The organism is Enterobacter sp. RHBSTW-00975 (assembly GCF_013615235.1).
Taxonomy (GTDB): domain Bacteria; phylum Pseudomonadota; class Gammaproteobacteria; order Enterobacterales; family Enterobacteriaceae; genus Enterobacter; species Enterobacter ludwigii.
The window spans coordinates 4,021,353-4,048,281 of sequence record NZ_CP055883.1; the positions used below are offsets into that span (position 1 = coordinate 4,021,353).

26 protein-coding genes and 1 riboswitch are annotated in these 26,929 nt (G+C 56.9%); of the genes, 18 read left to right on the plus strand and 8 right to left on the minus strand.

Features of this window, described 5'->3' with window-relative positions; all coding sequences use genetic code 11:
* Position 1 precedes the first annotated feature (1 nt).
* Positions 2-1,162 carry a glutathionylspermidine synthase family protein gene (locus HV340_RS19315; RefSeq protein ID WP_014171646.1) on the plus strand — a complete coding sequence of 387 codons (1,161 nt, stop codon included), beginning with the start codon at positions 2-4 and terminating at the stop codon, positions 1,160-1,162.
* Positions 1,163-1,231: 69 nt separating this feature from the next.
* Here the strand turns inward: HV340_RS19315 and ygiD are convergent, their stop codons facing one another.
* Entirely contained in the window at positions 1,232-2,020 is a 789-nt protein-coding gene (gene ygiD / locus HV340_RS19320; protein WP_020883636.1) for a 4,5-DOPA dioxygenase extradiol, read from the minus strand.
* A 196-nt stretch (positions 2,021-2,216) separates the two neighbouring features.
* Between ygiD and zupT the strand changes: the two genes are divergently transcribed.
* Positions 2,217-2,990 (plus strand): zinc transporter ZupT, encoded by a 774-nt coding sequence (gene zupT / locus HV340_RS19325; RefSeq protein ID WP_014171648.1) that lies wholly within the window; start codon positions 2,217-2,219, stop codon positions 2,988-2,990.
* A gap of 67 nt (positions 2,991-3,057) precedes the next feature.
* On the opposite strand, the gene ribB is transcribed toward zupT, so the two are convergent.
* Positions 3,058-3,711, minus strand: coding sequence for a 3,4-dihydroxy-2-butanone-4-phosphate synthase (gene ribB, locus HV340_RS19330; protein WP_014171649.1), 654 nt, complete (start codon positions 3,709-3,711; stop codon positions 3,058-3,060).
* 105 nt (positions 3,712-3,816) lie between these two features.
* Positions 3,817-3,967: riboswitch (FMN riboswitch) on the minus strand.
* A 117-nt stretch (positions 3,968-4,084) separates the two neighbouring features.
* Between ribB and ubiK the strand changes: the two genes are divergently transcribed.
* Positions 4,085-4,381, plus strand: a complete 297-nt coding sequence (ubiK, locus tag HV340_RS19335) for a ubiquinone biosynthesis accessory factor UbiK (RefSeq protein ID WP_020883634.1) — start codon at positions 4,085-4,087, stop codon at positions 4,379-4,381.
* A 95-nt stretch (positions 4,382-4,476) separates the two neighbouring features.
* On the opposite strand, the gene hldE is transcribed toward ubiK, so the two are convergent.
* Genes hldE through HV340_RS19350 form a run of 3 tightly spaced genes read right to left on the minus strand, consistent with a single transcriptional unit; the run spans position 4,477 to position 10,125 of the window.
* Positions 4,477-5,907, minus strand: coding sequence for a bifunctional D-glycero-beta-D-manno-heptose-7-phosphate kinase/D-glycero-beta-D-manno-heptose 1-phosphate adenylyltransferase HldE (gene hldE, locus HV340_RS19340; RefSeq protein WP_020883633.1), 1,431 nt, complete (start codon positions 5,905-5,907; stop codon positions 4,477-4,479).
* A 40-nt stretch (positions 5,908-5,947) separates the two neighbouring features.
* On the minus strand, positions 5,948-8,806 hold the full coding sequence (glnE, locus tag HV340_RS19345) for a bifunctional [glutamate--ammonia ligase]-adenylyl-L-tyrosine phosphorylase/[glutamate--ammonia-ligase] adenylyltransferase (RefSeq protein WP_181216559.1): 2,859 nt from the start codon (positions 8,804-8,806) through the stop codon (positions 5,948-5,950).
* Between the two features lie 17 nt (positions 8,807-8,823).
* On the minus strand, positions 8,824-10,125 hold the full coding sequence (locus tag HV340_RS19350; protein WP_032678982.1) for an inorganic triphosphatase: 1,302 nt from the start codon (positions 10,123-10,125) through the stop codon (positions 8,824-8,826).
* 229 nt (positions 10,126-10,354) lie between these two features.
* Here HV340_RS19350 and HV340_RS19355 point away from each other — a divergent pair, with 229 nt between their 5' ends.
* Together HV340_RS19355 and HV340_RS19360 are read left to right on the plus strand one after the other, a co-directional pair.
* On the plus strand, positions 10,355-10,975 hold the full coding sequence (locus HV340_RS19355; RefSeq protein ID WP_025203004.1) for a TIGR04211 family SH3 domain-containing protein: 621 nt from the start codon (positions 10,355-10,357) through the stop codon (positions 10,973-10,975).
* Positions 10,976-11,036: 61 nt separating this feature from the next.
* Positions 11,037-12,278: a multifunctional CCA addition/repair protein gene (locus tag HV340_RS19360; protein WP_063925597.1), complete on the plus strand. Its 1,242-nt coding sequence runs from the start codon at positions 11,037-11,039 to the stop codon at positions 12,276-12,278.
* Positions 12,279-12,288: 10 nt separating this feature from the next.
* Here HV340_RS19360 and bacA read toward each other — a convergent pair whose 3' ends face one another.
* Together bacA and folB are read right to left on the minus strand one after the other, a co-directional pair.
* Positions 12,289-13,110 carry an undecaprenyl-diphosphate phosphatase gene (gene bacA / locus HV340_RS19365; protein ID WP_014171656.1) on the minus strand — a complete coding sequence of 274 codons (822 nt, stop codon included), beginning with the start codon at positions 13,108-13,110 and terminating at the stop codon, positions 12,289-12,291.
* Positions 13,111-13,217: 107 nt separating this feature from the next.
* Positions 13,218-13,586, minus strand: coding sequence for a bifunctional dihydroneopterin aldolase/7,8-dihydroneopterin epimerase (folB, locus tag HV340_RS19370; RefSeq protein WP_025203002.1), 369 nt, complete (start codon positions 13,584-13,586; stop codon positions 13,218-13,220).
* 107 nt (positions 13,587-13,693) lie between these two features.
* On the opposite strand from folB, the gene plsY reads away from it, so the two are divergent.
* The 10 genes from plsY to ureG all read left to right on the plus strand — a co-directional run bounded on the left by plsY (position 13,694) and on the right by ureG (position 21,487).
* A complete protein-coding gene (gene plsY, locus HV340_RS19375) occupies positions 13,694-14,308 on the plus strand; it encodes a glycerol-3-phosphate 1-O-acyltransferase PlsY (protein ID WP_020883628.1) in 615 nt (204 codons plus the stop codon).
* A gap of 92 nt (positions 14,309-14,400) precedes the next feature.
* Complete coding sequence (locus tag HV340_RS19380; RefSeq protein WP_040018814.1) at positions 14,401-15,867, plus strand: MFS transporter; 1,467 nt, start codon at positions 14,401-14,403, stop codon at positions 15,865-15,867.
* Positions 15,868-15,983: 116 nt separating this feature from the next.
* Positions 15,984-16,811, plus strand: a complete 828-nt coding sequence (locus HV340_RS19385) for an urease accessory protein UreD (protein ID WP_063925598.1) — start codon at positions 15,984-15,986, stop codon at positions 16,809-16,811.
* A 10-nt stretch (positions 16,812-16,821) separates the two neighbouring features.
* Positions 16,822-17,124, plus strand: coding sequence for an urease subunit gamma (locus tag HV340_RS19390; RefSeq protein ID WP_003862556.1), 303 nt, complete (start codon positions 16,822-16,824; stop codon positions 17,122-17,124).
* Between the two features lie 10 nt (positions 17,125-17,134).
* Positions 17,135-17,449: an urease subunit beta gene (locus HV340_RS19395; RefSeq protein WP_063214087.1), complete on the plus strand. Its 315-nt coding sequence runs from the start codon at positions 17,135-17,137 to the stop codon at positions 17,447-17,449.
* The gene (ureC, locus tag HV340_RS19400) at positions 17,442-19,145 is read left to right on the plus strand and encodes an urease subunit alpha (RefSeq protein ID WP_063925599.1); all 1,704 of its coding nucleotides are present in this window, start codon (positions 17,442-17,444) and stop codon (positions 19,143-19,145) included. The genes HV340_RS19395 and ureC overlap by 8 nt, the downstream gene beginning before the upstream one ends.
* A gap of 9 nt (positions 19,146-19,154) precedes the next feature.
* Positions 19,155-19,637 (plus strand): urease accessory protein UreE, encoded by a 483-nt coding sequence (gene ureE / locus HV340_RS19405; RefSeq protein WP_063925600.1) that lies wholly within the window; start codon positions 19,155-19,157, stop codon positions 19,635-19,637.
* Between the two features lie 9 nt (positions 19,638-19,646).
* Positions 19,647-20,186: a HupE/UreJ family protein gene (locus tag HV340_RS19410; protein WP_032680263.1), complete on the plus strand. Its 540-nt coding sequence runs from the start codon at positions 19,647-19,649 to the stop codon at positions 20,184-20,186.
* The gene (locus HV340_RS19415; RefSeq protein WP_063925601.1) at positions 20,186-20,860 is read left to right on the plus strand and encodes an urease accessory protein UreF; all 675 of its coding nucleotides are present in this window, start codon (positions 20,186-20,188) and stop codon (positions 20,858-20,860) included. Before HV340_RS19410 ends, HV340_RS19415 begins: the two co-directional genes overlap by 1 nt.
* A gap of 9 nt (positions 20,861-20,869) precedes the next feature.
* Entirely contained in the window at positions 20,870-21,487 is a 618-nt protein-coding gene (ureG, locus tag HV340_RS19420) for an urease accessory protein UreG (protein WP_020883619.1), read from the plus strand.
* A gap of 40 nt (positions 21,488-21,527) precedes the next feature.
* Here the strand turns inward: ureG and tsaD are convergent, their stop codons facing one another.
* On the minus strand, positions 21,528-22,541 hold the full coding sequence (gene tsaD, locus HV340_RS19425; protein WP_020883618.1) for a tRNA (adenosine(37)-N6)-threonylcarbamoyltransferase complex transferase subunit TsaD: 1,014 nt from the start codon (positions 22,539-22,541) through the stop codon (positions 21,528-21,530).
* Between the two features lie 236 nt (positions 22,542-22,777).
* On the opposite strand from tsaD, the gene rpsU reads away from it, so the two are divergent.
* The 3 genes from rpsU (at position 22,778) to rpoD (ending at position 26,851) form a co-directional block, all read left to right on the plus strand.
* Positions 22,778-22,993 (plus strand): 30S ribosomal protein S21, encoded by a 216-nt coding sequence (gene rpsU, locus HV340_RS19430; RefSeq protein WP_001144069.1) that lies wholly within the window; start codon positions 22,778-22,780, stop codon positions 22,991-22,993.
* A 114-nt stretch (positions 22,994-23,107) separates the two neighbouring features.
* On the plus strand, positions 23,108-24,853 hold the full coding sequence (gene dnaG / locus HV340_RS19435; RefSeq protein ID WP_059306380.1) for a DNA primase: 1,746 nt from the start codon (positions 23,108-23,110) through the stop codon (positions 24,851-24,853).
* 150 nt (positions 24,854-25,003) lie between these two features.
* Positions 25,004-26,851, plus strand: coding sequence for an RNA polymerase sigma factor RpoD (gene rpoD / locus HV340_RS19440; protein WP_020883616.1), 1,848 nt, complete (start codon positions 25,004-25,006; stop codon positions 26,849-26,851).
* Positions 26,852-26,929 lie beyond the last annotated feature (78 nt).

The window sequence follows — 26,929 nt, forward strand, 5'->3', positions numbered from 1 at the left end:
CATGGAACGAGTCAGTATCACCGAGCGCCCGGACTGGCGCGAAAAAGCGACCGAATACGGTTTTAACTTCCACACGATGTACGGCGAGCCATACTGGTGTGAAGACGCTTACTACAAGCTCACGCTTGCCCAGGTTGAGAAACTGGAAGAGGTGACCGCCGAGTTGCACCAGATGTGCCTGAAAGTGGTGGATAAAGTCATCGACAGCGACGCGCTGATGGCGAAGTTCCGCATTCCGAAGCACACCTGGAGTTTCGTCCGCCAGTCGTGGAAAACCCACCAGCCTTCGCTTTACTCACGTCTGGATCTGGCGTGGGACGGCGTGGGCGATCCTAAGCTTCTGGAAAACAATGCTGATACGCCAACCTCGCTGTACGAAGCGGCGTTCTTCCAGTGGATCTGGCTGGAAGACCAGGCCAATGCCGGCAACCTGCCGCAAGGCAGCGACCAGTTCAACAGCCTGCAGGAAAAGCTGATTGAGCGTTTCGCCGAACTGCGCGAACAGCATGGTTTTAATCTGCTGCACCTTGCCTGCTGCCGTGACACGGAAGAAGACCGTGGCACGGTGCAATATCTGCAGGACTGCGCGGCTGAAGCTGAAGTGGCGACCGAGTTTCTCTATATCGAAGATATCGGCCTGGGTGAGAAAGGTCAGTTTACTGACTTGCAGGATCAGGTGATAAGCAACCTGTTCAAGCTCTACCCGTGGGAATACATGCTGCGTGAAATGTTCTCCACCAAGCTGGAAGACGCTGGCGTGCGCTGGCTGGAGCCGGCGTGGAAGAGCATTATCTCCAACAAAGCCCTGCTGCCGATGCTCTGGGAGATGTTCCCGAACCATCCGAACCTGCTGCCGGCTTACTTTGCGGAAGACGATCACCCGCCGATGGAGAAATACGTCGTTAAACCGATCTTCTCCCGCGAAGGGGCGAACGTGTCGATTATTGAAAATGGCAAAACGCTGGAAGCCGTTGAAGGGCCTTACGGCGAGGAAGGAATGATCGTCCAGGCGTTTTATCAACTGCCGAAGTTTGGTGACAGCTATACCCTGATTGGCAGCTGGCTCATCAACGATCAGCCAGCCGGGATTGGCATCCGCGAAGATCGCGCGCTGATCACGCAGGATCTGTCACGGTTCTATCCGCACATTTTCGTCGAGTGATCGGGTGTGCCGGGGTGCGAGCGGAAGCCCTCACCCCGGCCCTTTCTCTTTGGGAAAGGCATGCATACGTTATCCAATCTGCACCGACAACATACTTAAGCTTCCCATCTCAATGCCATCGACCGGTATGCTGATCGGCTCCTGACCATCCCACGCGCCCAGTACATACAGCAACGGCAGAAAGTGTTCCGGCGTCGGGTTAGAGAGTGAACCGCCTTCGTGATCCAGATAGTTCACCAGCGGATGCTCCTCAACCGGCCCTTGCCAGGTCAGATTCGCTTTCACGTAATCGTTAAAAGATGTCGCCCACGGGTATGGCGTGTTCTCACCGTGCCAGCGCGCTGTCCGCAGGTTATGTACCACGTTGCCGCTTGCGATCAGCATGATGCCCTCGTCGCGTAAGGTCGCCAGTTTTCGCCCCATCTCCAGGTGCCAGGCCGCCGGTTTAGTGCTGTCGATACTCAACTGCACCATTGGGATGTCCGCCTCGGGATACATCTTTATCAGTACGCCCCACGAGCCATGGTCAAAGCCCCAGGCTTCGTTATCCAGCGCCACAGGCACAGGCGCGAGTAATTCCACCAGCTGTCGGGCCAGCGCTGGCGAGCCGGGTGCCGGATAGTGCGTGTCGTACAACGCCTGCGGGAAGCCGCCGAAATCATGAATGGTTTTTGGCGTTTCCATTGCGGTGACGCCCGTGCCCCGGGTAAACCAGTGCGCAGACACCACCACAATCGCTTTCGGACGCGGTAGCGTCTCGCCCAGATGACGCCATACTCGGGTATAGACGTTGTCTTCCAGAACGTTCATTGGGCTACCGTGGCCTAAAAACAGTGCTGGCATACGGGAAGAAGTCATGATGATATCCTTACAGAAGGTGTCAATTTAATGGTTCTACATTACGCGCAATCTCGCCCGGATGAACGCTGATAAGCGTGAAGATCATCATCAGGAAATTTGAATGTAAGGAATGTGTAAAGCAGGGTTTCGCCTCTCGCTTTGACCGAAATGAACCATTAATATTAATGATAATCATTATCATAAGGAGCAATGCATGTCAGTCCCCTTGATCCTGACTATACTGGCGGGCGCCGCAACGTTCATCGGTGCCATTCTCGGTGTGCTTGGTCAAAAGCCGTCTAACCGCGTGCTGGCCTTCTCATTGGGCTTTGCTGCCGGGATCATGCTGCTCATCTCTTTGATGGAGATGCTCCCTGCCGCACTGGGCACCGAAGGCATGTCTCCGGTGCTGGGGTATGGCATGTTTGTATTCGGCCTGCTTGGCTACTTTGCCCTCGACCGCATGCTGCCGCACGCGCATCCGCAGGATTTAATGCAAAAAAGCGTGACCCCGATGCCGCGCAATATTAAGCGCACGGCCATTCTGTTAACGCTCGGCATAAGCCTGCACAACTTCCCGGAAGGCGTGGCAACCTATGTCACCGCCAGCAGCAATCTGGAGATGGGCTTTGGTATCGCCCTGGCGGTCGCTTTGCACAATATTCCTGAAGGACTGGCGGTGGCCGGGCCGGTTTATGCCGCCACGGGCTCGAAACGGACCGCGGTCTTCTGGGCGGGGATCTCGGGGATGGCCGAAATTCTCGGCGGCGTGCTGGCGTGGTTGATTCTGGGCAGCCTGGTCTCGCCTGTGGTGATGGCCGCTATCATGGCCGCCGTGGCCGGGATAATGGTGGCGCTCTCCGTGGATGAGCTGATGCCGCTGGCGAAAGAGATCGATCCGAATAATAACCCGAGCTATGGCGTGCTGTGCGGCATGTCGGTGATGGGCTTGAGCCTGGTGCTGCTGCAAACGGCAGGGATCGGCTAAGACAATCGCGCATTAACGTCTCACAACAAAAAAGCCGGGTTTCCCCGGCTTTTTCACATCAGCCCTTTCAGCTGGCTTTGCGCGCGTGCGCCTGGCGATACTCTACCAGATCTTCAATCGTCACCACGGGCATATTATGCAGACGGGCAAAGGTGATGCACTCCGGCGCACGCGCCATGGTGCCATCGTCGTTGGTGAGTTCACACAGTACGCCCGCAGGTTTAAAGCCTGCCAGGGTCACGAGGTCAATGGTCGCTTCGGTGTGACCGCCACGGGTCAATACACCGCCGGCCTGCGCACGCAACGGGAAGACGTGGCCTGGACGATGCAGGTCTGATGGCTTCGCATCATCGGCAATCGCGGCACGTACGGTGGTCAGACGGTCAGCCGCCGACACGCCGGTGGTCACGCCATGTGCCGCTTCGATGGTCACGGTAAAACCGGTTCCAAAGGCGCTGGTGTTGTTTTCAACCATCATGGGCAGGTCGAGCTGCTTACGACGGTCTTCGTTGATACACAGGCACACGATGCCGCTACCGTGACGGATGGTCAGCGCCATCTGCTCAACGGTCATGTTTTCGGCGGCGAAAATCATGTCGCCTTCATTTTCACGGTTTTCATCGTCAAGCACCATTACGCCGCGGCCTTCGCGCAGTGCATCCAGTGCATGTTCAACACGTTCAATAGAAGTGCCAAAAGAGGAAAGTAGCGTCTGATTCATGGTAAAAAAACCTCATTAACATTATGGTTACCAGAATCAGGGCAGTCTTAGGAGCGCCGTATAAGCGGCAAAAAGATAACGTGAGCGGGCCAGGCCCGACTTGATCGTTACTCTCTCCCATCCGGACTCTAACCGTCGGCCCCGGAATTACACCGGATCTGCTGTCCTTTGAGTGGTGACCCAAAGCGCTCGCGGGCTTTCAGCGTTACGCTGATTTACCGCCGGTGGGGAATTTCGCCCCGCCCTGAGAATAAGCGAGATAACTATAACGCGATTGATTACCCTGGGCAATGCGCAGACATAAAATCTCCTTTATCCTGGGGCATGACGCGCTACAATGTTCATTAACACCGTCTTATCAAGGGAAGCCACAATGATTGACCCGAAGAAAATTGAGCAAATTGCGCGTCAGGTTCATGAGTCTATGCCAAAAGGTATTCGTGAGTTTGGGGATGACGTAGAGAAGAAAATCCGCCAGACGCTGCAGGCGCAGTTGGTTCGCCTTGATTTAGTCAGCCGCGAAGAGTTTGACGTGCAGACGCAGGTTCTGCTGCGTACCCGCGAGAAGCTGGCCCTGCTGGAGCAGCGTCTGAACGAGCTGGAAAACCGCAATACGCCAGCGGAAGTAAAACCGGCACCGGCCATTCCACCGGTTGATGAAGCAGAATAACAGCCGCGTATAACGGGTTGTTTGCGAAGATCCCCCCTCCTGCAAAGAGAGGGTGAAAAAAACGGGCCAGATGGCCCGTTTTTTATTGGCTGACTTTATTTGCTGTCTTTCTGGATCTTCTTGATGATGTTGGTGGTTGAGCACCCGTCCTCAAAGTTGAGCACCATCACTTCACCGCCATTGGCCCAGACCTCTTCGCTGCCCGCGATTTGATCCGGTTTGTAATCGCCGCCTTTCACCAGCAGATCCGGCAAAATACCGGCAATCAGGCGCTGCGGGGTATCTTCTTCAAACGACACCACCCAGTCCACCGCTTCCAGCGCACCCAGTACGATCATGCGCTGCTCCAGCGGGTTCACCGGACGCGTTTCACCTTTAAGACGTTTCGTCGACGCATCGCTGTTCACCGCCACAATCAGACGGTCGCCCAGCTTACGCGCATTGGCCAGATAAGAGACATGACCGGCATGCAGGATGTCGAACACGCCGTTGGTCATTACCACTTTTTCACCGCGTTTACGGGCGGCGGCAACGGCCACTTTCAGCTCATCTTCGCTCATCACGCCAAAACCGGTATCGGCACGACCACGCACCGCGTTTTCCAGTTCGATCGGCGAAACGGTGGAAGTCCCCAGCTTGCCGACGACCACGCCTGCCGCAGCATTAGCGAAGTAGCACGCTTCTTCCAGAGAGTTCCCTGCCGCCAGCGTCGCCGCCAGAACGCCAATGACCGTGTCGCCGGCACCGGTCACGTCATACACTTCCTGCGCCTGGGTCGGCATATGCAGCGGCGCTTTGCCAGGCTGTAGCAGCGTCATCCCCTGCTCGGAGCGGGTCACCAGCAGCGCGGAGAGTTCGAAGTCAGCAATGATCTTCATGCCGCGCTCAACGAGCTCTTCTTCCGTCTTACATTTGCCCGCCACCGCTTCAAACTCAGAGAGGTTTGGCGTCAGCAGCGTTGCGCCGCGATAGCGCTCAAAGTCAGTACCTTTCGGGTCGATCAGCACGGGCACATTGGCTTTACGCGCGAGCTGAATCATCTGCTGTACGCTTGCCAGCGCACCTTTGGCGTAGTCGGACAGCACCAGCGCGCCGATAGTGCTCAGCGCCTGGTTAATGCGCTCGTGCAGCGGCTCAGGATCAACGCCCTCAAAGCCTTCCTCGAAGTCGAGGCGGATCAGCTGCTGGTTACGCGACAGAACGCGCAGTTTGGTGATCGTCGGGTGTGTCGGAACCGAAACGAAGTCGCACTTCACATTCACGTCCGCCAGCGACTTGCTCAGCGCACGCGCCGCATCGTCAATGCCGGTTAAGCCAACCAGACGCGACTGCGCGCCCAGAGAGGCAATGTTCATCGCCACGTTTGCCGCGCCGCCAGGACGCTCTTCAATGGTGTCGACCTTAACTACCGGTACCGGTGCTTCCGGAGAGATGCGGCTGGTCGGCCCGTACCAGTAGCGATCCAGCATGACATCCCCGACAACCATAACTCCAGCACGTTCAAACTCTGGCAGTGTTACTTTCATTCCTGACTCCAGAAAGATTCACAATTTGCGCGCGATAATATCACACTTGTTTTGTTACGCACGGTTCCACCAGCCACTTCTGCCAGCTGGCGGTGACCTGCGCGCGTTCAGTGGCGAAACAGTCCAGCGCAACGTGGCCAGGCTGCTCCTGTAAGGCCAGGTGGTGCAGCTCGTCGCGCAGCGTGGTATAGGCGCGCGTTAAGGCCTGCGCCTCCTGCTCATCCATAATGTCGTTTTGCGCCAGCAGTTCCAGAATACGCACATTATCAGACCAGCGGGTCAGCTTCGGTTTAGCGTGCGCATGGCGTAGCACCAGATATTGCGTAATAAATTCAATATCGGTAATGCCGCCCTCATCCGCTTTAATATCAAAGCGATCGCGATGCTTATTGCCCAGGTGTGCGCGCATTTTCTCGCGCATCTCACGCACCTCGGTCTGCAGCGTGCTGCCGTCACGTGGGGTTGTCATAATCTCCCGACGAATGGCATCAAACTGCGTTTTCAGTGACGGATCGCCGTACACCACGCGGGCACGCACCAGCGCCTGATGTTCCCACGTCCAGGCTTCATTCTTCTGGTACTCAGCGAAGGACTCCGTTGAGGTCACCAGCATTCCGGCCGCGCCGGAAGGACGCAGACGCGCATCCACTTCATATAAAATGCCGGATGACGTGCGGGTGCTGAACAGATGCATAATGCGCTGGGCCAGACGCAGGTAGAACTGACGCCCGTCGATTTCACGTTCGCCGTCGGTCATGACGTCTGCCGGGCAGTCATGCAGGAAGATTAAATCGAGATCCGAGCTGTACCCCAGTTCCCATCCGCCGAGCTTACCGTAACCCACAACGGCAAAACCGCGGCCTTCGCGGTCAGCAAGGTGTTTCGGCTGGCCGTAGCGCGCCACCATCTGAATCCATGCCTGATGCACCACCGCATCAATGATCGCTTCTGCAAGCCAGGTTAAGTGATCGCTCACTTTCATCACTGGCAGCGTTCCGGCGATATCTGCCGCCGCCACGCGCAGCATTTGCGCCTGCTTAAACTGACGCAGCGCCTCCAGCTGTTGCTCTTCGTCCTCTTCCGGTACGCGCAGCAGATACTGACGCAGCTCGTCGCGGTAGGCGTCCGTTGCCGTCGGCTGGTAGAGCGTATTGGGATCGAGCAGCTCATCCAGCAGCAGCGGATACCGCGCCAGCTTGTTGGCCACCATCGGTGAGGCGGCGCAAAGCGTAATCAGATGCTTGAGCGCGCCCGGGAACTCGCTCAGCAACTCAAGATAGGTCGTACGGGTGATGATGCCACTCAGCAGCGGCATCATGCGCGACAGCGGGACCGGCGCATCCGCACGCGAGCAGACGTTGCTCAGCAGGTGCGGCATCAGATGATCCAGCACCTGACGACCGCGCGGACCAATGGCCCGTTTATTCAGTTCGAGACGGAAATCAGCAATTAACGCCACCACACGATGGCGATCGTCGTCGCTCAGGTGCGCCAGCACCGGCGTGGTGTCATCCTCCTGCAGCGCGTCCTGCCACAATTCGCGCCAGTGTTCAGAGAGCGTATCGTCCTGCGATTCACTTTCATCGTCACCAATCAGCGCGTTAAAGACACGGCGCACGCCGGCCATATGCGCGTCCAGTTGCCCGGTCAACGTTGACCAGTCGTCGACGTGCATCCCCCAGGCCAGCCGCGCCCGGTTCAGGTCATCGCCTGGCAAAGTCTGGGTCTGCTCGTCATTGATGCTTTGCAGCAGGTTTTCCAGGCGGCGCAGGAACAGATAGGCCTCGCGCAGGATCTGCGCGTCGCCTTCCGGCAGCAGATGCAGTTGCTCTACGGCTGACAGCGTCGGCAGCAGCGAACGGGATTGCAGTGAAGGCTCACGTCCGCCGCGGATCAGCTGGAAGACCTGAACGATAAATTCGATTTCGCGAATGCCGCCCGCGCCGAGCTTGATGTTGTCCTTCAGACCCCGGCGACGCACTTCACGGGCGATCATTCCTTTCATGTTGCGCAGCGACTGAATAACGCTGAAGTCGATATAGCGACGGAACACGAACGGGCGCAGCATGGCGCGCAGCTCGTTGGCGTAGGCATCGTCGCTGTCTCCCATGATCCGCGCTTTGACCATCGCGTAACGCTCCCAGTCGCGCCCCTGCTCCTGGTAATAATCTTCCAGTGCCGCAAAGCTCAGCACCAGCGGACCGCTGTCGCCAAACGGGCGCAGGCGCATATCCACGCGATAGACAAAACCATCCTGGGTAGGTTGATCCAGCGCTTTAATCAGACGTTGCCCGAGACGGGTAAAGAACTGCGCATTGTCCAGTTCACGGCGGCCCCCACGTGTGGAGCCGTTCTCCGGCCAGGCAAAAATCAGGTCGATATCCGAGGAGAAATTCAGTTCGCAGCCCCCGAGCTTGCCCATGCCCAGAATCAAGAGTGGCTGAGGAACCCCATCCTCATTGCACGGCGTGCCCCACTCTTTACAGCAGGCGGCATAGAGCCAGTCCCGTGCGGCAACAATCAGCGTCTGTGCCAGCTCGCTCAGCTGCTGCAGGGTACTTTCTTCGCTGACCAGTTCCAGCGCCTGAGCCCAGGCAATACGCACCATCACCCGGCGGCGGAACTGGCGCAGGACGCGCATCAGTGTCGCTTCATCCGCGACCTCTTCAAGTGCGGTTTGCAACCAGCCCGCATAATGCCGCCACTCGTCTGCCTGTGGCGGGGTGCTCTCAAGCGCCCCCAGCCAGTCCGGGTAAGCGGTGATACTTTCTTGCACAAAATCACTGAAGGTGAGCACGCTCCTGGCCTGCTCGCTTAACGATGACGCCGGTAATGACTCAGGCAGACGTTCGCAAACGGTCTGCCACTGCTGCTGTAACTGCGAAGAAAGCGGCATTATAGGGTTCCTTGCCAGAGTTAACGTTTTCCGCTGTGCAGCCAGAACGGCTCCTGCGAAATGGCTTCATTGCGGAAATGCTCAATCTCAATGTGCTGACGGGTTTCGATAGCATGTTTCAGCCCCTGCCAGTTCTCCAGCCAGGCCTGCGCTTTAGGGCCGTCATAGGCACCCGACAGCAGCAGCATGCTGTCGATATTGCGCGACAGGCGGATCAGCTGATCGCCATACTGGTCTCCCAGCGGATACGCAAAGGTGGTTTTAAGCTCCGCCGCGTGGCGTGAAAGATGGATATCCGCGAAACGTTTGAAGTTATCTTCAATTTTGGCCTGCGCTTTTGCATCCAGGAAGGCACGCCAGCTGCGCGTCACCAGAAACTCGGTCAGCGCCAGCCTGGCGGCGGCGTTTTGCGGGCTGTAGAGTGCCGTTTGTGCGGATACGTCAGAGAGCAGCAGCGCTTCGGTCTGGGTCAGCAGGTCACGTAAGTGAGCGCTCGCTTTGCGAGGTACGATGCCGCCGAACAGCGCCAGGGTATGACGCACAAGGCTCATCGCCGCTAACACGTGCGCTTTTGCGTTTTTCACATTACGCACCCACAGCTCTTCATGATAAAGCCACTGTGAGAGCGCCAGCTCCAGCGCCGCCTCCATGCCCTGCTCAACGCTGGCTTTCGGTGGCACGTGCAAAATAGTCGTCTCTTTCAGCAGGCGCGGCGCATTCCCGGCGGCCAGATGATACCCCCGCGCCGCTTTGCTCAGGCTGCCCTGACGCAGGCCCGGCTGGCTTACCAGCTTACGCGCCAGCTTCAGTACGTCCTGGACTTCACCCTCCAGCAGTTCAAGCTCCAGCTCGCAAATCGGCTCCTGAAGCTCACCCGCTTTTACCTCACCCTGATCGAGGGCGATTTCAATGCGGCTTTTCCCTTCCGTTACCAGCCATTTTTCACGCCAGAAATCGGTGCTAAACAGCGGTTTCACCTCGGCGGATAAGGTTTCTGGCAGCACGCCGTCCGGCCAGACTTCTGCCGGGAAACGATCCAGCTCAAGTTCTGGCTGATTGATGTCGATATTGTATTCCGGGCGCTGATGCAAACCGCCGACCACGCGGCCAGCGATTTTCATCGTCATCTCGTAGCGCCCGTTCGCGCCACGGATGCGCAGTCCCATATCATGGCGGCGCAGCCAGTTGTCTGGCGTTTCGTAATAGATATTAAGCAGTTGTACCGGTTCATGGTGTTCGCCGGAAAGGGTCTGCAGATGCTGACGGAGTGCGTCAACGCTGTCTTTTTCGACGATAAATTTTAATTCGATTTCTTGAGCCATAGCCTTGTACTTTTGCAGGCGTCACAGACGCGTCAATGAGGGCGAACTTCCTCGCCATTTGTTTGTCAGTACATAGTATTTTGCGCCAAATTGCCACGCAATGAGCAATTTGACGGGCGTAAATGTTTAGGGTCGTGACACAGATGATTCTGATTGCTGACGAATGCTTTGCGTAGAGACACTGTTGCCACTACTATCGTTCCACTATTTATGAAAATAACGACTAATGATGCTTAAATTACGCCTGATTGGACTTACTTTCCTCGCTTTTAGCGCCGCAACCGCCGTGCACGCTGAAGAGAAGCGTTACGTTTCTGATGAACTGAACACCTGGGTACGCAGTGGCCCTGGAGATAATTATCGCCTCGTGGGTACGGTCAATGCCGGCGAGGAAGTGACGCTGTTACAGACCAACGCGGAGACCAATTATGGTCAGGTTCGCGACAGTACCGGCCGCACGTCCTGGATCCCACTGAAAGAGCTGAGCGCGGTGCCAAGCCTGCGCACCCGCGTGCCGGATCTGGAAAATCAGGTGAAAACGCTGACCGACAAGCTGAACAATATCGACGGTACCTGGAACCAGCGCACCGCGGAAATGCAGCAGAAAGTGGCCCAGAGCGACAGCGTGATTAACGGTCTGAAAGACGAGAATCAGAAACTGAAAAACGAGCTGATTGTCGCGCAGAAGAAGGTGAACGCCGCCAATCTGCAACTTGATGACAAACAACGTACCATCATCATGCAGTGGTTTATGTACGGTGGCGGTGTGCTGGGCGTTGGCCTGGTGCTGGGTCTGGTGCTTCCTCACCTGATCCCTAGCCGTAAGCGTAAAGACCGCTGGATGAACTAATTCGTCTTCTCTGCCAGACTTACGTATTATCTTGCGAAAAGAGAAAACGGGAGTACAGGGCGTGAAGAGTTATCTGGTCGGTGGTGCGGTACGTGATGCGTTGTTAGGTCTGCCGGTCAAAGATAAAGACTGGGTGGTGGTGGGAGCCACACCTGAAGAGATGCTTAACGCGGGCTACCAGCAGGTAGGCCGCGATTTTCCCGTGTTTCTGCACCCGCAAAGCCGTGAGGAATACGCCCTGGCGCGTACCGAACGGAAATCCGGTTCGGGTTATACCGGCTTCACCTGCTATGCCGCACCGGACGTCACGCTGGAGCAAGATCTCCTGCGTCGCGATCTCACCATCAACGCGCTGGCGCAGGACGAAGACGGCCAGATCATTGACGCGTATGGCGGTCAGGACGATCTGCGTAATCGACTGCTGCGTCACGTCTCCCCGGCGTTTTCTGAAGATCCGCTCCGCGTGCTGCGCGTGGCGCGCTTTGCGGCGCGTTACTCGCATCTGAGCTTCCGCATTGCCGATGAGACCCTGGCACTGATGACCGCCATGACCGAGGCGGGCGAACTGGCCCACCTCACGCCAGAGCGCGTCTGGAAAGAGACGGAAAACGCCCTTACTACCCGCAACCCGCAGGTCTTTTTCCAGGTGCTGCGTGACTGTGGCGCACTGAAAGTGCTGTTCCCGGAAATTGACGCGCTGTTCGGCGTGCCCGCCCCGGCGAAATGGCACCCGGAAATCGATACCGGCGTGCATACCCTGATGACCCTGAGTATGGCTGCCATGCTCAGCCCCGAGGTGGATGTGCGTTTTTCAACGCTGTGCCACGATCTCGGCAAAGGATTAACGCCAAAAGCCATGTGGCCGCGCCACCATGGCCACGGTCCTGCCGGGGTGAAGCTGGTCGAAGGGCTTTGCCAGCGCCTGCGGGTACCCAACGAGATCCGCGATCTCGCCAGACTGGTGGCGGAATTTCACGACCTGATCCACACCTTCCCGATCCTCAAACCGGCCACCATCGTTAAGCTGTTTGATAACATCGACGCATGGCGCAAACCCCAGCGCGTCGAGCAGATCGCGTTGACCAGCGAAGCCGACGTACGTGGCCGCACCGGTTTTGAAGCCTGCGATTATCCGCAGGGGCGGCTGTTACGCGCAGCGTGGGACGTGGCAAAAGCGGTACCGACTAAAGCGGTTGTCGAGGCGGGCTTCAAGGGACCGGAAATCCGGGAAGAGCTGACGAAACGTCGAATTCAGGCGGTGTCGGACTGGAAGGAAAAGCATTGCCCTCAGCCTAAAGACTGAGGGCCGTCGGTCAGAAGAAGACCACGTAAACCGCAGCCGCCACGATAAAGCGATAGATCGCGAACGGAATAAACGAGATACGTTTAATCAACTGCAGGAAGGTTTTGATGGCGATCAGCGCCACAATAAAGGCGGTGACAAAGCCCACGGCGAACATCGGAATGTCACCCGTGGTGAGGAAGCCAATGCTTTTATAGACGTCGAGTGCGGTCGCGCCCATCATCATCGGCACTGCCAGCAGGAACGAGAACTCCGACGCAGCATAGCGGCTAACGCCCATCAGCATCCCGCCAGAGATGGTCGCGCCTGAGCGTGAAAAGCCCGGCCACAGCGCCAGACACTGGAAACAACCAATGATAAACGCCTGACGGTAGGTCATGTCATCCAGACCTTCCGCACGTGGCGTTTTCGGCTTCAGCAGTTCTGCCGCGATCAGCAGGAAACCGCCGACGACCAGCGCATACATGACGTTAATCGGGTTAAACAGCGATTTAATGGTGTCGTGGAAAACCAGGCCCAGAACCACTGCCGGAACCATGCCAAGCAGAATATGGATAAGCGTCAGGCGACCTTTGCTTTCACCCTCGCGCTGAGGAAGACGGCCAAAGTGGATACCGATAAGCCCGAACAGACGACGCCAGAACATCACAACGACCGCCAGAATAGACCCCAACTGAATGACAACTTCAAACGTCTTTGCGGTATCGCCTTCAAAGCCCAGCAGATGGCCAACGATAATCATATGGCCCGTACTGGAAACCGGCAAAAACTCCGTCAATCCTTCGACCACACCCAGTATTGCCGCCACCAGCAGCGAGTGCATATCGCTCATCTATAAACCCCTAAAAAGATATAAAAAAAACGGTGTCCCACGCGGACAACCGTGAAAGATACAGCTTTAAGACCGGTATAACCTAAAATGGTTTAGCTATTATGACGTTAAATCTTCCCTTTCAGATTTGTGCCACGCTCAATGATCACGCCGACGTTAGCAGCACGCGCCACGGCCCCCGGTTTGCTCAACTTGATGCGTACCCACGGTGCGTTGAACTTGCTCAGCAGCAGCTCGGCCACCTCTTCTGCCACACGCTCCACCAGCGCAAAACGTTGCCCTTCGACGTGGCCCACGACCGTTTCACTGATATCGGCGTAGCTCAGACAGTCATTCACGTTGTCGCTTTTTGCTGACTTGCGGTTATCCCAGCCCATTTCGATATCGAACACGAGTTTCTGCTCAATGGTCTGTTCCCAGTCGTAAACACCAATAGTGGTGATTACCGAAAGTTGCTCTATAAATACAATATCCATCACGACCTGCCTGCTTTTTGGCTAAACCGGATACCACTTCCGGCGAATTATGCGTATTATCCACAGATGCTGAGAATACAGATACATTTTCAAAACGGAACAGCGTTATGAGTGCAATCGCGCCTGGAATGATCCTCCTCGCCTACCTTTGCGGCTCAATCTCCAGCGCCATTCTGGTCTGCCGCATTGCCGGGTTACCTGACCCGCGCGAAAGTGGTTCCGGGAATCCGGGGGCGACCAATGTACTACGAATTGGCGGCAAGGGAGCAGCCGTAGCGGTATTGATTTTTGATGTTCTGAAAGGAATGTTACCCGTCTGGGGAGCGTATGCGCTGGGCGTAACGCCGTTCTGGCTGGGGCTCATTGCTATCGCCGCCTGTGTCGGCCATATCTGGCCTGTATTCTTTGGTTTTAAAGGCGGTAAAGGCGTCGCCACCGCCTTTGGTGCTATTGCCCCAATCGGCTGGGACTTAACCGGCGTAATGGCCGGCACCTGGCTACTGACCATTCTTCTGAGCGGTTACTCGTCACTGGGCGCCATCGTCAGCGCGCTGATCGCGCCATTCTATGTCTGGTGGTTCAAACCGCAGTTCACCTTCCCGGTGTCGATGCTCTCCTGCCTCATCCTGCTGCGTCATCACGATAATATTCAGCGCCTGTGGCGTCGCCAGGAGACCAAAATCTGGTCGAAGCTCAAGAGAAAGAAAAAAGACGCCCCGTAAGGGGTTAGTTATGCCTTATAACCAAATGTGATTTTGGTCACCCTCTGCCTGTGGTAACTGTTAATGACACAACACAACCACACAAAAAGAAAATGGCAGACATTACAGACACAACTCCCCTTTCAACGGCAGGACATTCGCCTGATGGCGACATCAAGTGGGTACGTAACGCCTCTGACGTTTCACGTCTGGTCAACGACGGTTCTCAGGGTCGGGCCAACGCCCGCATCGTAGTCGGTATCGCGCTGGGCGGTATTTTCCTCGATGCGTACGACCTTGGCGCGCTGGCGTTCGGCATCAAAGACATCACCCGCGAATTTAATCTCACCCCCGCCGGTACCGGCATGGTGGCCTCGGCCATTACCTTTGGTGCGATTGTCGGGGCGCTACTGGGTGGCTATCTCACGGACAAGATCGGACGCTACCGCGTCTTTATGGCCGATATGCTGTTCTTCGTGGTAGCGGCCATCGCCTGTGCACTGGCACCCAACGAATATGCGCTGGCGGGCGCACGCTTTGTGATGGGCCTCGGCGTGGGGATCGATCTGCCGGTGGCGATGGCGTTTCTTAGCGAGTTCGCCAGGCTCAAAGGCCCCGGAAACAAGGCCTCCAGCGTGGCAATGTGGTGCCCAACCTGGTATGCCGCAATCAGCATCTCTTACCTGTTGGTGTTATTCTTCTACGCCGTACTGCCAGAAAGTCACAGCGACTGGCTGTGGCGCTTAATCCTGGGGTTTGGCGCGGTGCCAGCGCTGGTGATTATCGCCATTCGTAGCCGCTACATGAGCGAGTCCCCGGTCTGGGCGGCGAATCAGGGCAACCTGAAAGAGGCGGCCGCTATCTTGCGGCAATCGTATAACATCAACGCCCACGTGCCGCAGGATGCGCTTAACCAACCGGCACCGGTGGTCAACAAGGCGAAGTGGGCAAACTATCTGAACCTGTTCCGTGGCGTCTATTTGCGACGTACCACGCTCGCTACCCTGCTCTCGGTGGTGTCGTCTTTCGCCTATAACGCCGTCGCATTTGGTCTGCCGGTCATTATCTCCAGCTTCTTTGTGCAGTCGATGCTGACCACTATTCTGATCTCGCTGGTGCTAAACCTGCTGTTTGCCTTCGTCGGCGGATTGCTGGCAGTGCGCTATGTTCCGCGCTTCGGCGCGTGGCGGATGTCACTGGCGGGCTACGCCTGTCAGCTTGTTGCTCTGCTGGGGCTGGCGCTGATTGGTCGTCCGGAAGGCGTATCGGAAGGCATTATCGCCGTCGCGATGCTGGCGCTGTTCCTGTTCGGTCAGGGATTTGGGCCCGGCGCCCATACCATGACGTTTGCGTCCCTGAGCTATCCCACCTCTCTGCGCGGCGTGGGCGTGGGCCTTAACCAGACGCTGATGCGCAGCAGTTCTACGCTCTCGCTGTTTCTGTTCCCGCTGCTGGTGGCCTCTCTTGATACCGCCGTGTTCTGGGTGATCGCCCTGGCACCGTTTATCGGGCTGGCTTCGCTACTGGCGATCCGCTGGGAACCGTCCGGCTATGATGTGGATGCAGAGGATTATCGATAACCTTCTCAACCGGCTCCTTGAGCCGGTTTTTTTATCCATAAGCGACTCATATGACAGCCTTCATTTCTGCCAGGGCATACTGAAACGTCTCCCGATGATGAGCAGATGGATGCAGCATGTTAGCAGCTCAGGTCACTGATAATTCTTACAAAGGCTGGCAGGCATCGCTTGCCCTGCAGTTTTGTTACACCCCTGAGAAAACCCTCCTGCACGCTGCTCATCACATCGGGCCCCTCACCGTACAGCGACCTTTTTATCCCGAAGGCGACACCTGCCACCTGTATTTACTGCACCCGCCAGGCGGGATAGTCGGCGGCGATACGCTGGATATTTCGGTGCATCTGGACGCGAAAAGCCATGCGCTGATCACCATGCCCGGCGCGAGCAAGTTCTATCGCAGCAGCGGCCCGCAGGCCTGTCTCAATCAGCACTTCTGGCTCGGTGATGAGGCTACGCTGGAGTGGTTGCCACAGGACACCATTATCTTTCCCGGTGCGAATGCCGCCCTGCGTTCCGTTTTTCATCTGAAGGCCTCCAGTACGCTGCTGGCGTGGGAGCTGTACTGTCTGGGTCGCCCGGTGATCGGCGAAACCTTCAGCCACGGCACGCTGGAAAGCCGCCTTGAGATCTGGGTCGACGATGAGCCACGGCTGATTGAACGTCAGCACCTCAACAATGGCGATCTCACGCCCGTTGCAGGTCTCCCGTGGGTCGGCACGCTGCTGTTCTTTCCGGCCAGGGAAGCGCACCTCGAAACGGTGCGCGAGCTGCTGACGCCGCTGAGCCACTTTGCCGGGGCAACGCTCACAGACGATCTGCTGTCGGTACGTTTTCTCTCCCACGACAACCTGATTTGCCAGCGGGTGATGCGCGATATCTGGCAGTCGCTTCGCCCGCTTTTAACCCCCAAAACCGCCTGTTCGCCGCGTATCTGGCAGACATAAGAGAAACGTTATGGAACTGACCCCCAGAGAAAAAGACAAGCTGTTGCTGTTTACCGCTGCGCTGGTTGCCGAACGCCGCCTTGCGCGCGGGGTAAAACTGAATTACCCGGAATCAGTCGCGCTGATCAGCGCGTTTATTATGGAAGGCGCCCGCGATGGCGAAACCGTCGCCTCACTGATGGAAGCGGGCCGTCACGTCCTGACGCGCGACCAGGTGATGGAAGGCGTACCGGAGATGATCCCCGACATTCAGGTGGAAGCGACGTTCCCGGACGGATCAAAGCTCGTCACCGTCCATAACCCGATCGTATAAGGAGCGCGTGATGATCCCAGGCGAATACCAGATCCAATCCGGAAACATTGCGATCAACGTTGGGCGAGACACGCAAAACGTGATCGTCGAAAACCATGGCGACAGGCCGATCCAGGTGGGATCGCACTACCACTTTTATGAGATTAACCCGGCGCTGAAATTCGACCGGGAAGCCACCAGAGGCTATCGGCTGAATATTCCGGCAGGCACCGCCGTGCGTTTCGAACCCGGACAGAAGCGCGAGGTGACGCTGGTTCAGGTCAGCGGCGCGCAGCGTATTTTCGGCTTTCGCGGCGAGGTGATGGGAGAGGTGAAAAATGGCTGAAATTTCACGCCAGGCCTACGCCGATATGTTCGGCCCCACCACTGGCGATAAAGTGCGTCTGGCCGACAGCGAGCTGTGGGTTGAAGTGGAAAACGATCTCACGGTCTACGGCGAAGAGGTCAAATTCGGCGGCGGGAAGGTGATCCGCGACGGTATGGGCCAGGGGCAGATGACATCCGACGGCTGCGTGGATCTGGTGCTGACCAACGCGCTGATTATCGATCACTGGGGGATCGTTAAAGCCGATATTGGCGTAAAAAACGGACGGATCTTTGCCGTGGGTAAAGCCGGTAACCCGGATATACAGCCCGGGGTCACGATCCCGATTGGCGCAGCGACAGAAGTGATCGCCGCCGAGGGGAAAATTGTCACCGCCGGCGGGATCGACACGCACATCCACTGGATCTGCCCGCAGCAGGCGGAAGAGGCGCTGGTCTCTGGCGTCACCACCATGATTGGCGGGGGCACGGGCCCTGCGGCAGGCACCAACGCCACGACCTGTACGCCGGGGCCCTGGTATATCGCGCGAATGTTGCAGGCGGCCGATACACTACCGGTGAATATCGGCCTGCTTGGCAAAGGTAACGGTTCCAACCCTGATGCCCTGCGCGAGCAGATCGCAGCGGGTGCCATCGGGCTGAAGATCCACGAAGACTGGGGCGCGACGCCGGCCGCCATCAACTGCTCACTGGCGGTGGCGGAGGAGATGGATATTCAGGTGGCGCTGCACAGCGACACGCTGAACGAATCCGGGTTTGTTGAGGACACGCTGGCGGCTATCGGCGGACGGACCATTCACACCTTCCATACGGAAGGGGCGGGCGGCGGACATGCACCGGATATTATTACCGCCTGCGCGCACCCGAATATTCTGCCCTCCTCCACTAACCCGACGCTGCCCTACACGGTGAATACCATCGACGAGCATCTCGACATGCTGATGGTGTGTCACCACCTCGACCCGGATATCGCCGAGGATGTGGCCTTTGCTGAATCACGCATTCGCCGGGAGACCATCGCCGCGGAAGATGTCCTTCACGATATCGGTGCCTTCTCGCTGACCTCGTCCGACTCCCAGGCAATGGGTCGCGTCGGCGAAGTGATTATTCGTACCTGGCAGGTGGCGCACCGTATGAAGGTTCAGCGTGGCGCACTGCCGGAAGAGACCGGGAACAACGATAATTTCCGCGTGAAACGCTATATCGCCAAATACACCATTAACCCGGCGCTGACCCACGGGATTGCTCATGAAGTGGGCTCGATTGAGGCCGGGAAACTGGCGGATTTAGTGGTCTGGTCCCCCGCGTTCTTTGGCGTCAAACCCGCCACCATTGTGAAAGGCGGGATGATCGCCTGCGCGCCGATGGGGGATATCAACGCCTCTATCCCAACGCCGCAACCGGTCCATTACCGTCCGATGTTTGGCACGCTGGGTGCCGCACGCCATGCGACACGGCTGACGTTTGTTTCCCAGGCTGCCGATGCGAAGGGCATTTCGCACCAGCTCAGCCTGCAGAGCGGCATAGCCGTCGTAAAAGGCTGCCGCACGGTGAAAAAGGCCGACATGATCCACAACAGCCTGCAGCCCAACATCACCGTTGACGCACAAACTTACGAGGTTCGCGTTGATGGCGAGCTCATTACCAGCGAGCCGGCAGACGTTCTGCCGATGGCCCAACGCTATTTCCTGTTTTAAGGAGTGACGATGATCTACCTGACCCAACGCCTTGACCATGCCCATCCGATAACCGCCAGCGTCACGCTGCCGATTGATGTCCGGGTAAAAAGCCGTGCCCGCGTGGCGCTGAATGACGGTCGCGAAGCCGGGCTGATGCTGCCGCGCGGCCTGCTGCTGCGCGGGGGGGATCTGCTGACCACTGACGACGGCAGCGAGGTGATCGAGGTGATCGCCGCGCCGGAATCGGTCTCCGTGGTGCGCTGCGACGATCCGTTCCTGCTCGCCCGCGCCTGCTACCACCTCGGCAACCGCCACGTGCCGCTGCAGATCATGCCCGGCGAGCTGCGCTACCACCACGATCATGTGCTCGATGACATGCTGCGCCAGTTCGGGCTCGAGGTGACATTTGCCACCCTCCCGTTTGAACCGGAAGCAGGGGCGTATACCAGCGATGCCCACAGCCATAGTCATAGTCATAGTCATAGTCACTCTCACGCTCATTCACATTAAGGATTCATCATGCGTACGTTTTTACCTCTGCTACTGCTGGCCTTTTCTCTTCCTGCCCTGGCGCATCCCGGACACGGCACAGACAGCTTTCAGGCCGGTTTTTTCCATCCGCTGACGGGTCTTGATCATCTGCTGATGCTAACCGGTGCGGGCGTACTTTCGGCCCTGAGCGGGCGCAAGCTGCTGCTGCCTCTTGCCACTCTCGGCATGATGCTGGCCGGGGCCGTTGCAGGCAGCCTGCTTGGCGGCTTTAGCGGCATGGAAATGCTGATTATCGCCTCGCTGGCGGTCTGCGGCGCGATGATGTTTAAAACCGAAAATCGCCTGCTGTTGGCCGTGCCGGCGCTGGCTATGTTCCACGGCTGGGCGCACGGGGTAGAGATGTCTGGCCACAACTTCTGGCTCTTCACCAGCGGCTTTATGTTTGCCAGTGCCACGGTGCTGTGCGCCAGCTTCGCCGCCGGGTTGCTGCTGCGCCGTCACGACGGGTTACGTAAAACCTTTGGTGGCGGGCTGATTGTCTCTGCGCTGCTGGCGCTGATGGGCTGATGGAGCACGTCCGCCAGCGGCTGCGCCTGATGCAGCTCTCCAGCAGCAGCCTTCCGGTCGGGTCATTCACCTGGTCGCAGGGGCTGGAGTGGGCCGTAGAAGCAGGCTGGGTCCCCGATGCTGAGGCGTTCAAAAACTGGCAGATCCTGCAGATGGAGCAGAGCTTTTTCTGTGTCGACCTGCCGCTGTTTTCCCGACTTTATCAGGCGTGCGAGCAAAACGATTTGGCGACGGCAACACGCTGGACGGCCTACCTTCTCGCCTGCCGGGAAACGCGTGAACTGCGTGAAGAGGAACGCAACCGCGGGGCGGCCTTTACGCGCCTGCTCAAAAGCTGGGAGCCGGACTGTCCGGCAGAGTGGCGGACGCTGTTTATGCAAAGCCAGCTCAGCGGCATGGCGTGGCTCGGAGTACGCTGGGGCATTAGCGCCCAAGAGCTGGCCCTGAGCCTGGGCTACAGCTGGATTGAGAGCGCGGTCATGGCGGGCGTCAAGCTGGTGCCGTTCGGGCAACAGACGGCGCAGCAGCTGATTATCGACCTGAGCGACCACTTTGCCGCCGGGCTTGAACCGGCTTTTTTGCGTGGCGACGACGCGCTGGGTGCGGCAACGCCGCTGTCGGCCATCGCCTCTGCGCGCCACGAAACACAATATTCACGATTATTCCGTTCCTGAGGAGACAACATGGCTGATTACAAACATCCCCTGCGCGTGGGCGTGGGCGGCCCGGTGGGGTCGGGTAAAACCGCGTTACTGGAAGCACTCTGCAAAGCAATGCGCGACACCTATCACCTGGCAGTGGTGACTAACGATATCTACACCAAAGAGGATCAGCGCATTCTCACCGAAGCGGGCGCCCTTGAGCCAGAGCGCATCGTGGGCGTGGAGACGGGCGGCTGCCCGCATACCGCAATCCGGGAAGATGCCTCAATGAACCTGGCGGCAGTGGAAGCGTTAAGCGAAAAGTTCGGCAATCTGGACCTGATCTTCGTTGAAAGCGGCGGTGACAACCTGAGCGCCACCTTCAGCCCGGAGCTGGCTGACCTGACGATCTATGTGATTGACGTCGCTGAAGGGGAGAAGATCCCGCGTAAGGGCGGCCCAGGGATTACCAAATCCGATTTTCTGGTGATCAACAAAACCGACCTGGCACCCTATGTGGGGGCCTCACTGGAGGTGATGGAGCGTGACACCCACCGCATGCGCGGCGAGCGCCCGTGGACCTTCACCAATCTGAAGGCGGGCGACGGACTGGCAACGATCGTGACATTTCTGGAAGAGAAAGGGATGTTGCGGGTGTAACCGTTTAAATCCCCTCTCCCTGGCGGGAGAGGGTCAGGCATTACGCCTCCGGCAACTCCGCCAGCGGCCAGCGTGGACGTACAGAGACACTCAGATCGGCGGTCGCGCCAGCGTTCAGACGTACCATACCCGCGTAGGCGATCATCGCCCCGTTATCGGTACAGAATTCCGGACGGGCATAAAATACTTCCCCACCACGCTTTTGCATCATCTGCGCGAGTTTTGCACGCAGCGTGCGGTTGGCGCTGACGCCCCCGGCCATCACCAGACGCTTAAAGCCGGTCTTTTCCAGGGCGCGTTTGCATTTGATCATTAGGGTATCGACCACCGCGTCTTCGAACGCACGGGCGATATCAGCACGGGTCTGCTCGCTATCGTCATTATTGCGAATGGTATTGGCCGCGAAGGTTTTCAGACCGGAAAAGCTGAAATCCAGCCCTGGACGGTCAGTCATCGGACGCGGGAAGACGAAACGCCCTTCCGTGCCCTGCGATGCCATTTTCGAGAGCATCGGACCGCCAGGATAATCCAGACCCAGCAGTTTGGCCGTTTTGTCGAAGGCCTCACCGGCTGCGTCGTCAATGGACTCGCCGAGCAGCTCATACTTGCCAATCCCCGTTACGCTAATCAGCTGGGTATGGCCACCTGAAACCAGCAGCGCCACAAAAGGAAACGCAGGCGGATTATCTTCCAGCATCGGTGCCAGAAGATGCCCTTCCATATGGTGAACCGGAATGGCCGGCACATCCCACGCGAACGCCAGCGAACGGCCCACCGTTGCGCCGACCAGCAGCGCACCCACCAGGCCTGGGCCTGCGGTATACGCTACAGCATCAATATCAGTAGAGCTCAACCCGGCTTCTTTCAGCGCCGCCTGAATCAGGGGAACCGTTTTACGCACGTGGTCACGAGAAGCCAGTTCAGGCACGACGCCGCCGTAGTCAGCGTGTAATTTCACCTGACTATACAGTTGGTTGGCAAGAAGCCCTTTTTCGTCGTCGTAAATGGCGATGCCGGTCTCATCGCAGGATGTTTCAATACCCAGTACACGCATGACTTGTTTTACCTCGTTTCAATACCGCGCAGTGTAGGGCCAATGCGGATTGATGTAAAACTTTGTTCGCCCCAGGAAGAAGCCTCGTGTATACTCCTCACCCTTATTAAAGTCCCTTTCAAAAACGCGTCGGTGCTTTACAAAGCAGCAGCATTTGCAGTAAAATTCCGCACCATTTTGAAATAAGCTGGCGTTGATGCCAGCGGCAAACCGAATTTATCAAAGGTGAGAGTTACATGCCGGTAATTAAAGTACGTGAAAACGAGCCGTTCGACGTTGCACTGCGTCGCTTCAAACGTTCATGCGAGAAAGCAGGTGTTCTGGCTGAAGTTCGTCGTCGTGAGTTCTATGAAAAACCAACGACCGAACGTAAGCGCGCTAAAGCTTCTGCTGTGAAACGTCACGCGAAGAAACTGGCTCGCGAAAACGCACGCCGTACTCGTCTGTACTAATCAGTTGAGGGCTTCAGCCCTCAATGACAGACAGAGTTGTAGTCGTAAGGCCGTGCTTCCGGAAGGAATGCGCGGCTTGTTTTCGTTTATGAGTTACTAAAATTTTTGGGGCATATGGCCGGACGAATCCCACGCGTATTCATCAATGACCTGCTAGCCAGAACCGACATCGTCGATCTCATCGACGCGCGGGTAAAGCTGAAAAAGCAGGGCAAGAACTACCATGCGTGCTGTCCTTTCCATAACGAAAAAACCCCCTCCTTCACCGTAAACGGTGAAAAGCAGTTTTACCATTGCTTCGGCTGTGGTGCTCACGGTAATGCTGTCGATTTTTTAATGAACTACGACAAGCTCGAGTTCGTTGAAACCGTCGAAGAGCTGGCGGCGATGCACAACCTTGAAGTGCCGTATGAAGCAGGCAGTGGACCAAGCCAGATCGAGCGCCATCAACGGCAGACGCTGTACCAACTGATGGATGGTCTGAACTCGTTTTATCAACAGTCTCTTAAGCACGCTGCTGCTGAGCCTGCGCGTCAGTACCTGACAGCGCGCGGACTGAGTGACGATGTGATTGCGCGTTTCGCTATTGGTTACGCCCCGCCCGGCTGGGACAACGTGTTAAAGCGTTTTGGCGGCAATAGCGAAGATCGTAAGTCTCTTATCGATGCCGGCATGCTGGTCACCAATGACCTGGGACGAAGCTACGACCGCTTCCGCGAACGGGTAATGTTCCCGATCCGCGACAAGCGTGGCCGGGTGATTGGTTTTGGTGGTCGCGTGCTGGGTGATGCCCTGCCGAAGTACCTCAACTCCCCGGAGACCGATATTTTTCATAAAGGCCGCCAGCTTTACGGTCTTTATGAGGCGCTGAAGGATAACGCGGAACCTCCGCGCCTTCTGGTCGTCGAAGGCTATATGGATGTCGTCGCGCTGGCGCAGTACGACATCAACTATGCGGTTGCATCTCTGGGCACCTCGACCACAGCCGATCACATTCAGCTGCTGTACAGGGTGACTAACAATGTCATCTGCTGTTACGACGGTGACCGTGCAGGGCGCGATGCCGCCTGGCGTGCGCTGGAAACCGCACTGCCTTATATGACCGACGGGCGTCAGTTACGCTTTATGTTCCTGCCCGACGGTGAAGACCCGGATACGCTGGTGCGTAAAGAGGGCAAAGCGGCGTTTGAAGCGCGGATGGAGCAGGCTCAGCCGCTCTCCACGTTTTTGTTTAACAGCCTGATGCCGCAGGTCGATTTGAGTACCCCTGACGGGCGCGCGCAGCTCAGCACGCTGGCGCTGCCGTTAATCAGTCAGGTGCCCGGCGAAACGCTGCGCATCTATCTGCGTCAGGAGCTAGGCAACAAGCTCGGCATTCTGGATGACAGCCAGCTTGAACGTTTAATGCCTAAACAGTCTGAAAACGGTGCGGTTCGTCCCGCGCCTCAGCTAAAACGCACAACCATGCGTATACTGATAGGGTTACTGGTTCAAAACCCCGAACTTGCTCCGCAAGTGCCATCGCTGGCGGGTTTGAACCACGAAAAATTGCCCGGGCTTGGCTTATTTTCAGAATTGGTCAACACTTGTTTGTCTCAGCCAGGTCTGACCACCGGACAACTTTTAGAACATTATCGCGGCACAAAAGAGGCTGCTACCCTTGAAAAACTGTCGATGTGGGACGATATAGCAGATAAGGACATTGCAGAAAAAACGTTCACCGACTCACTCAACCATATGTTTGATTCGATGCTTGAGCTGCGCCAGGAAGAGTTGATAGCTCGCGAGCGCACACACGGCTTAAGCAGCGAAGAACGCCGGGAACTCTGGATGCTGAACCAGGAGCTGGCAAAAAAATGAATTCAACGGCTTAAGTGCCGAATATCGATCGGGAAGCCCCCGGCAGCCGCACTGAGAGGCAGCGGCACAAATATAAGTACGCCCTCGCTTTAAAGGTTGGCAGCCCCATCGCCGACACCAATCAAACGAATTAAGTGTGGATACCGTCTTATGGAGCAAAACCCGCAGTCACAGCTGAAACTTCTTGTCCAACGCGGTAAGGAGCAAGGCTATCTGACCTATGCCGAGGTCAATGACCATCTGCCGGAAGATATCGTCGATTCAGATCAAATCGAAGACATCATCCAAATGATCAATGACATGGGTATTCAGGTGATGGAAGAAGCACCTGATGCCGATGATCTGTTGCTGGCTGAAACCTCCAACAACACTGACGAAGATGCGGAAGAAGCTGCTGCACAGGTCCTGTCCAGCGTGGAATCTGAAATCGGGCGTACCACTGACCCGGTCCGCATGTACATGCGCGAAATGGGTACCGTTGAACTGTTGACCCGCGAAGGCGAAATTGACATCGCGAAACGCATCGAAGACGGGATCAACCAGGTTCAGTGCTCTGTTGCCGAATACCCTGAAGCGATCACCTATCTGCTGGAGCAGTACGATCGTGTTGAAGCGGAAGAAGCGCGCCTGTCTGACCTGATCACCGGTTTTGTCGACCCGAACGCTGAAGAAGATATGGCACCGACCGCCACTCACGTGGGTTCTGAACTGTCTCAGGAAGAGATGGATGATGACGAAGACGAAGATGAGGAAGATGCCGACGACGACACCGCCGATGATGACAACAGCATCGACCCGGAACTGGCGCGCGAGAAGTTTGCCGAGCTGCGTACCCAGTACGAAGTCACGCGTGACACCATCAAAGCAAAAGGTCGCAGCCACGCAGCCGCACAGGAAGAGATCCTGAAACTGTCTGAAGTCTTCAAACAGTTCCGTCTGGTGCCTAAACAGTTCGACTACCTGGTTAACAGCATGCGCGTGATGATGGATCGCGTACGTACCCAGGAACGCATCATCATGAAACTGTGCGTTGAGCAGTGCAAAATGCCGAAGAAGAACTTCATCACCCTCTTCACCGGCAACGAAACCAGCGAAACCTGGTTCAACGCGGCTATCGCGATGAACAAGCCGTGGTCTGAAAAACTGCATGACGTGAAAGAAGACGTGTTCCGCGGCCTGCAGAAACTGCATCAGATTGAAGAAGAGACCGGCCTGACCATTGAGCAGGTTAAAGACATCAACCGTCGTATGTCCATCGGTGAAGCGAAAGCCCGCCGTGCGAAGAAAGAGATGGTTGAAGCGAACCTGCGTCTGGTTATCTCTATCGCCAAGAAGTACACCAACCGTGGCCTGCAGTTCCTGGATCTGATTCAGGAAGGCAACATCGGTCTGATGAAAGCGGTTGATAAGTTTGAATACCGTCGTGGTTATAAGTTCTCCACCTATGCTACCTGGTGGATCCGTCAGGCTATCACCCGCTCTATCGCGGATCAGGCGCGCACCATCCGTATTCCGGTGCATATGATTGAGACCATCAACAAGCTCAACCGTATCTCCCGCCAGATGCTGCAGGAGATGGGCCGCGAGCCAACGCCAGAAGAGCTGGCTGAGCGCATGCTGATGCCGGAAGACAAGATCCGTAAAGTGCTGAAGATCGCCAAAGAGCCAATCTCCATGGAAACACCAATCGGTGATGATGAAGATTCGCATCTGGGTGATTTCATCGAGGATACCACCCTCGAGCTGCCGCTGGACTCTGCGACGACCGAGAGCCTGCGTGCTGCAACGCACGACGTTCTGGCTGGCCTGACCGCCCGTGAAGCAAAAGTGCTGCGTATGCGTTTCGGTATCGATATGAACACCGACCACACGCTGGAAGAAGTGGGTAAACAGTTCGACGTTACCCGCGAACGTATCCGTCAGATCGAAGCGAAGGCGCTGCGTAAACTGCGCCATCCAAGCCGCTCTGAAGTACTGCGTAGCTTCCTGGACGATTAATCGATCCTGTCAGTGAAAAAGCTCCCTTTGGGGAGCTTTTTTTTTGCATTTTCTCCGCCCCTCAGGGACAAGGAAACA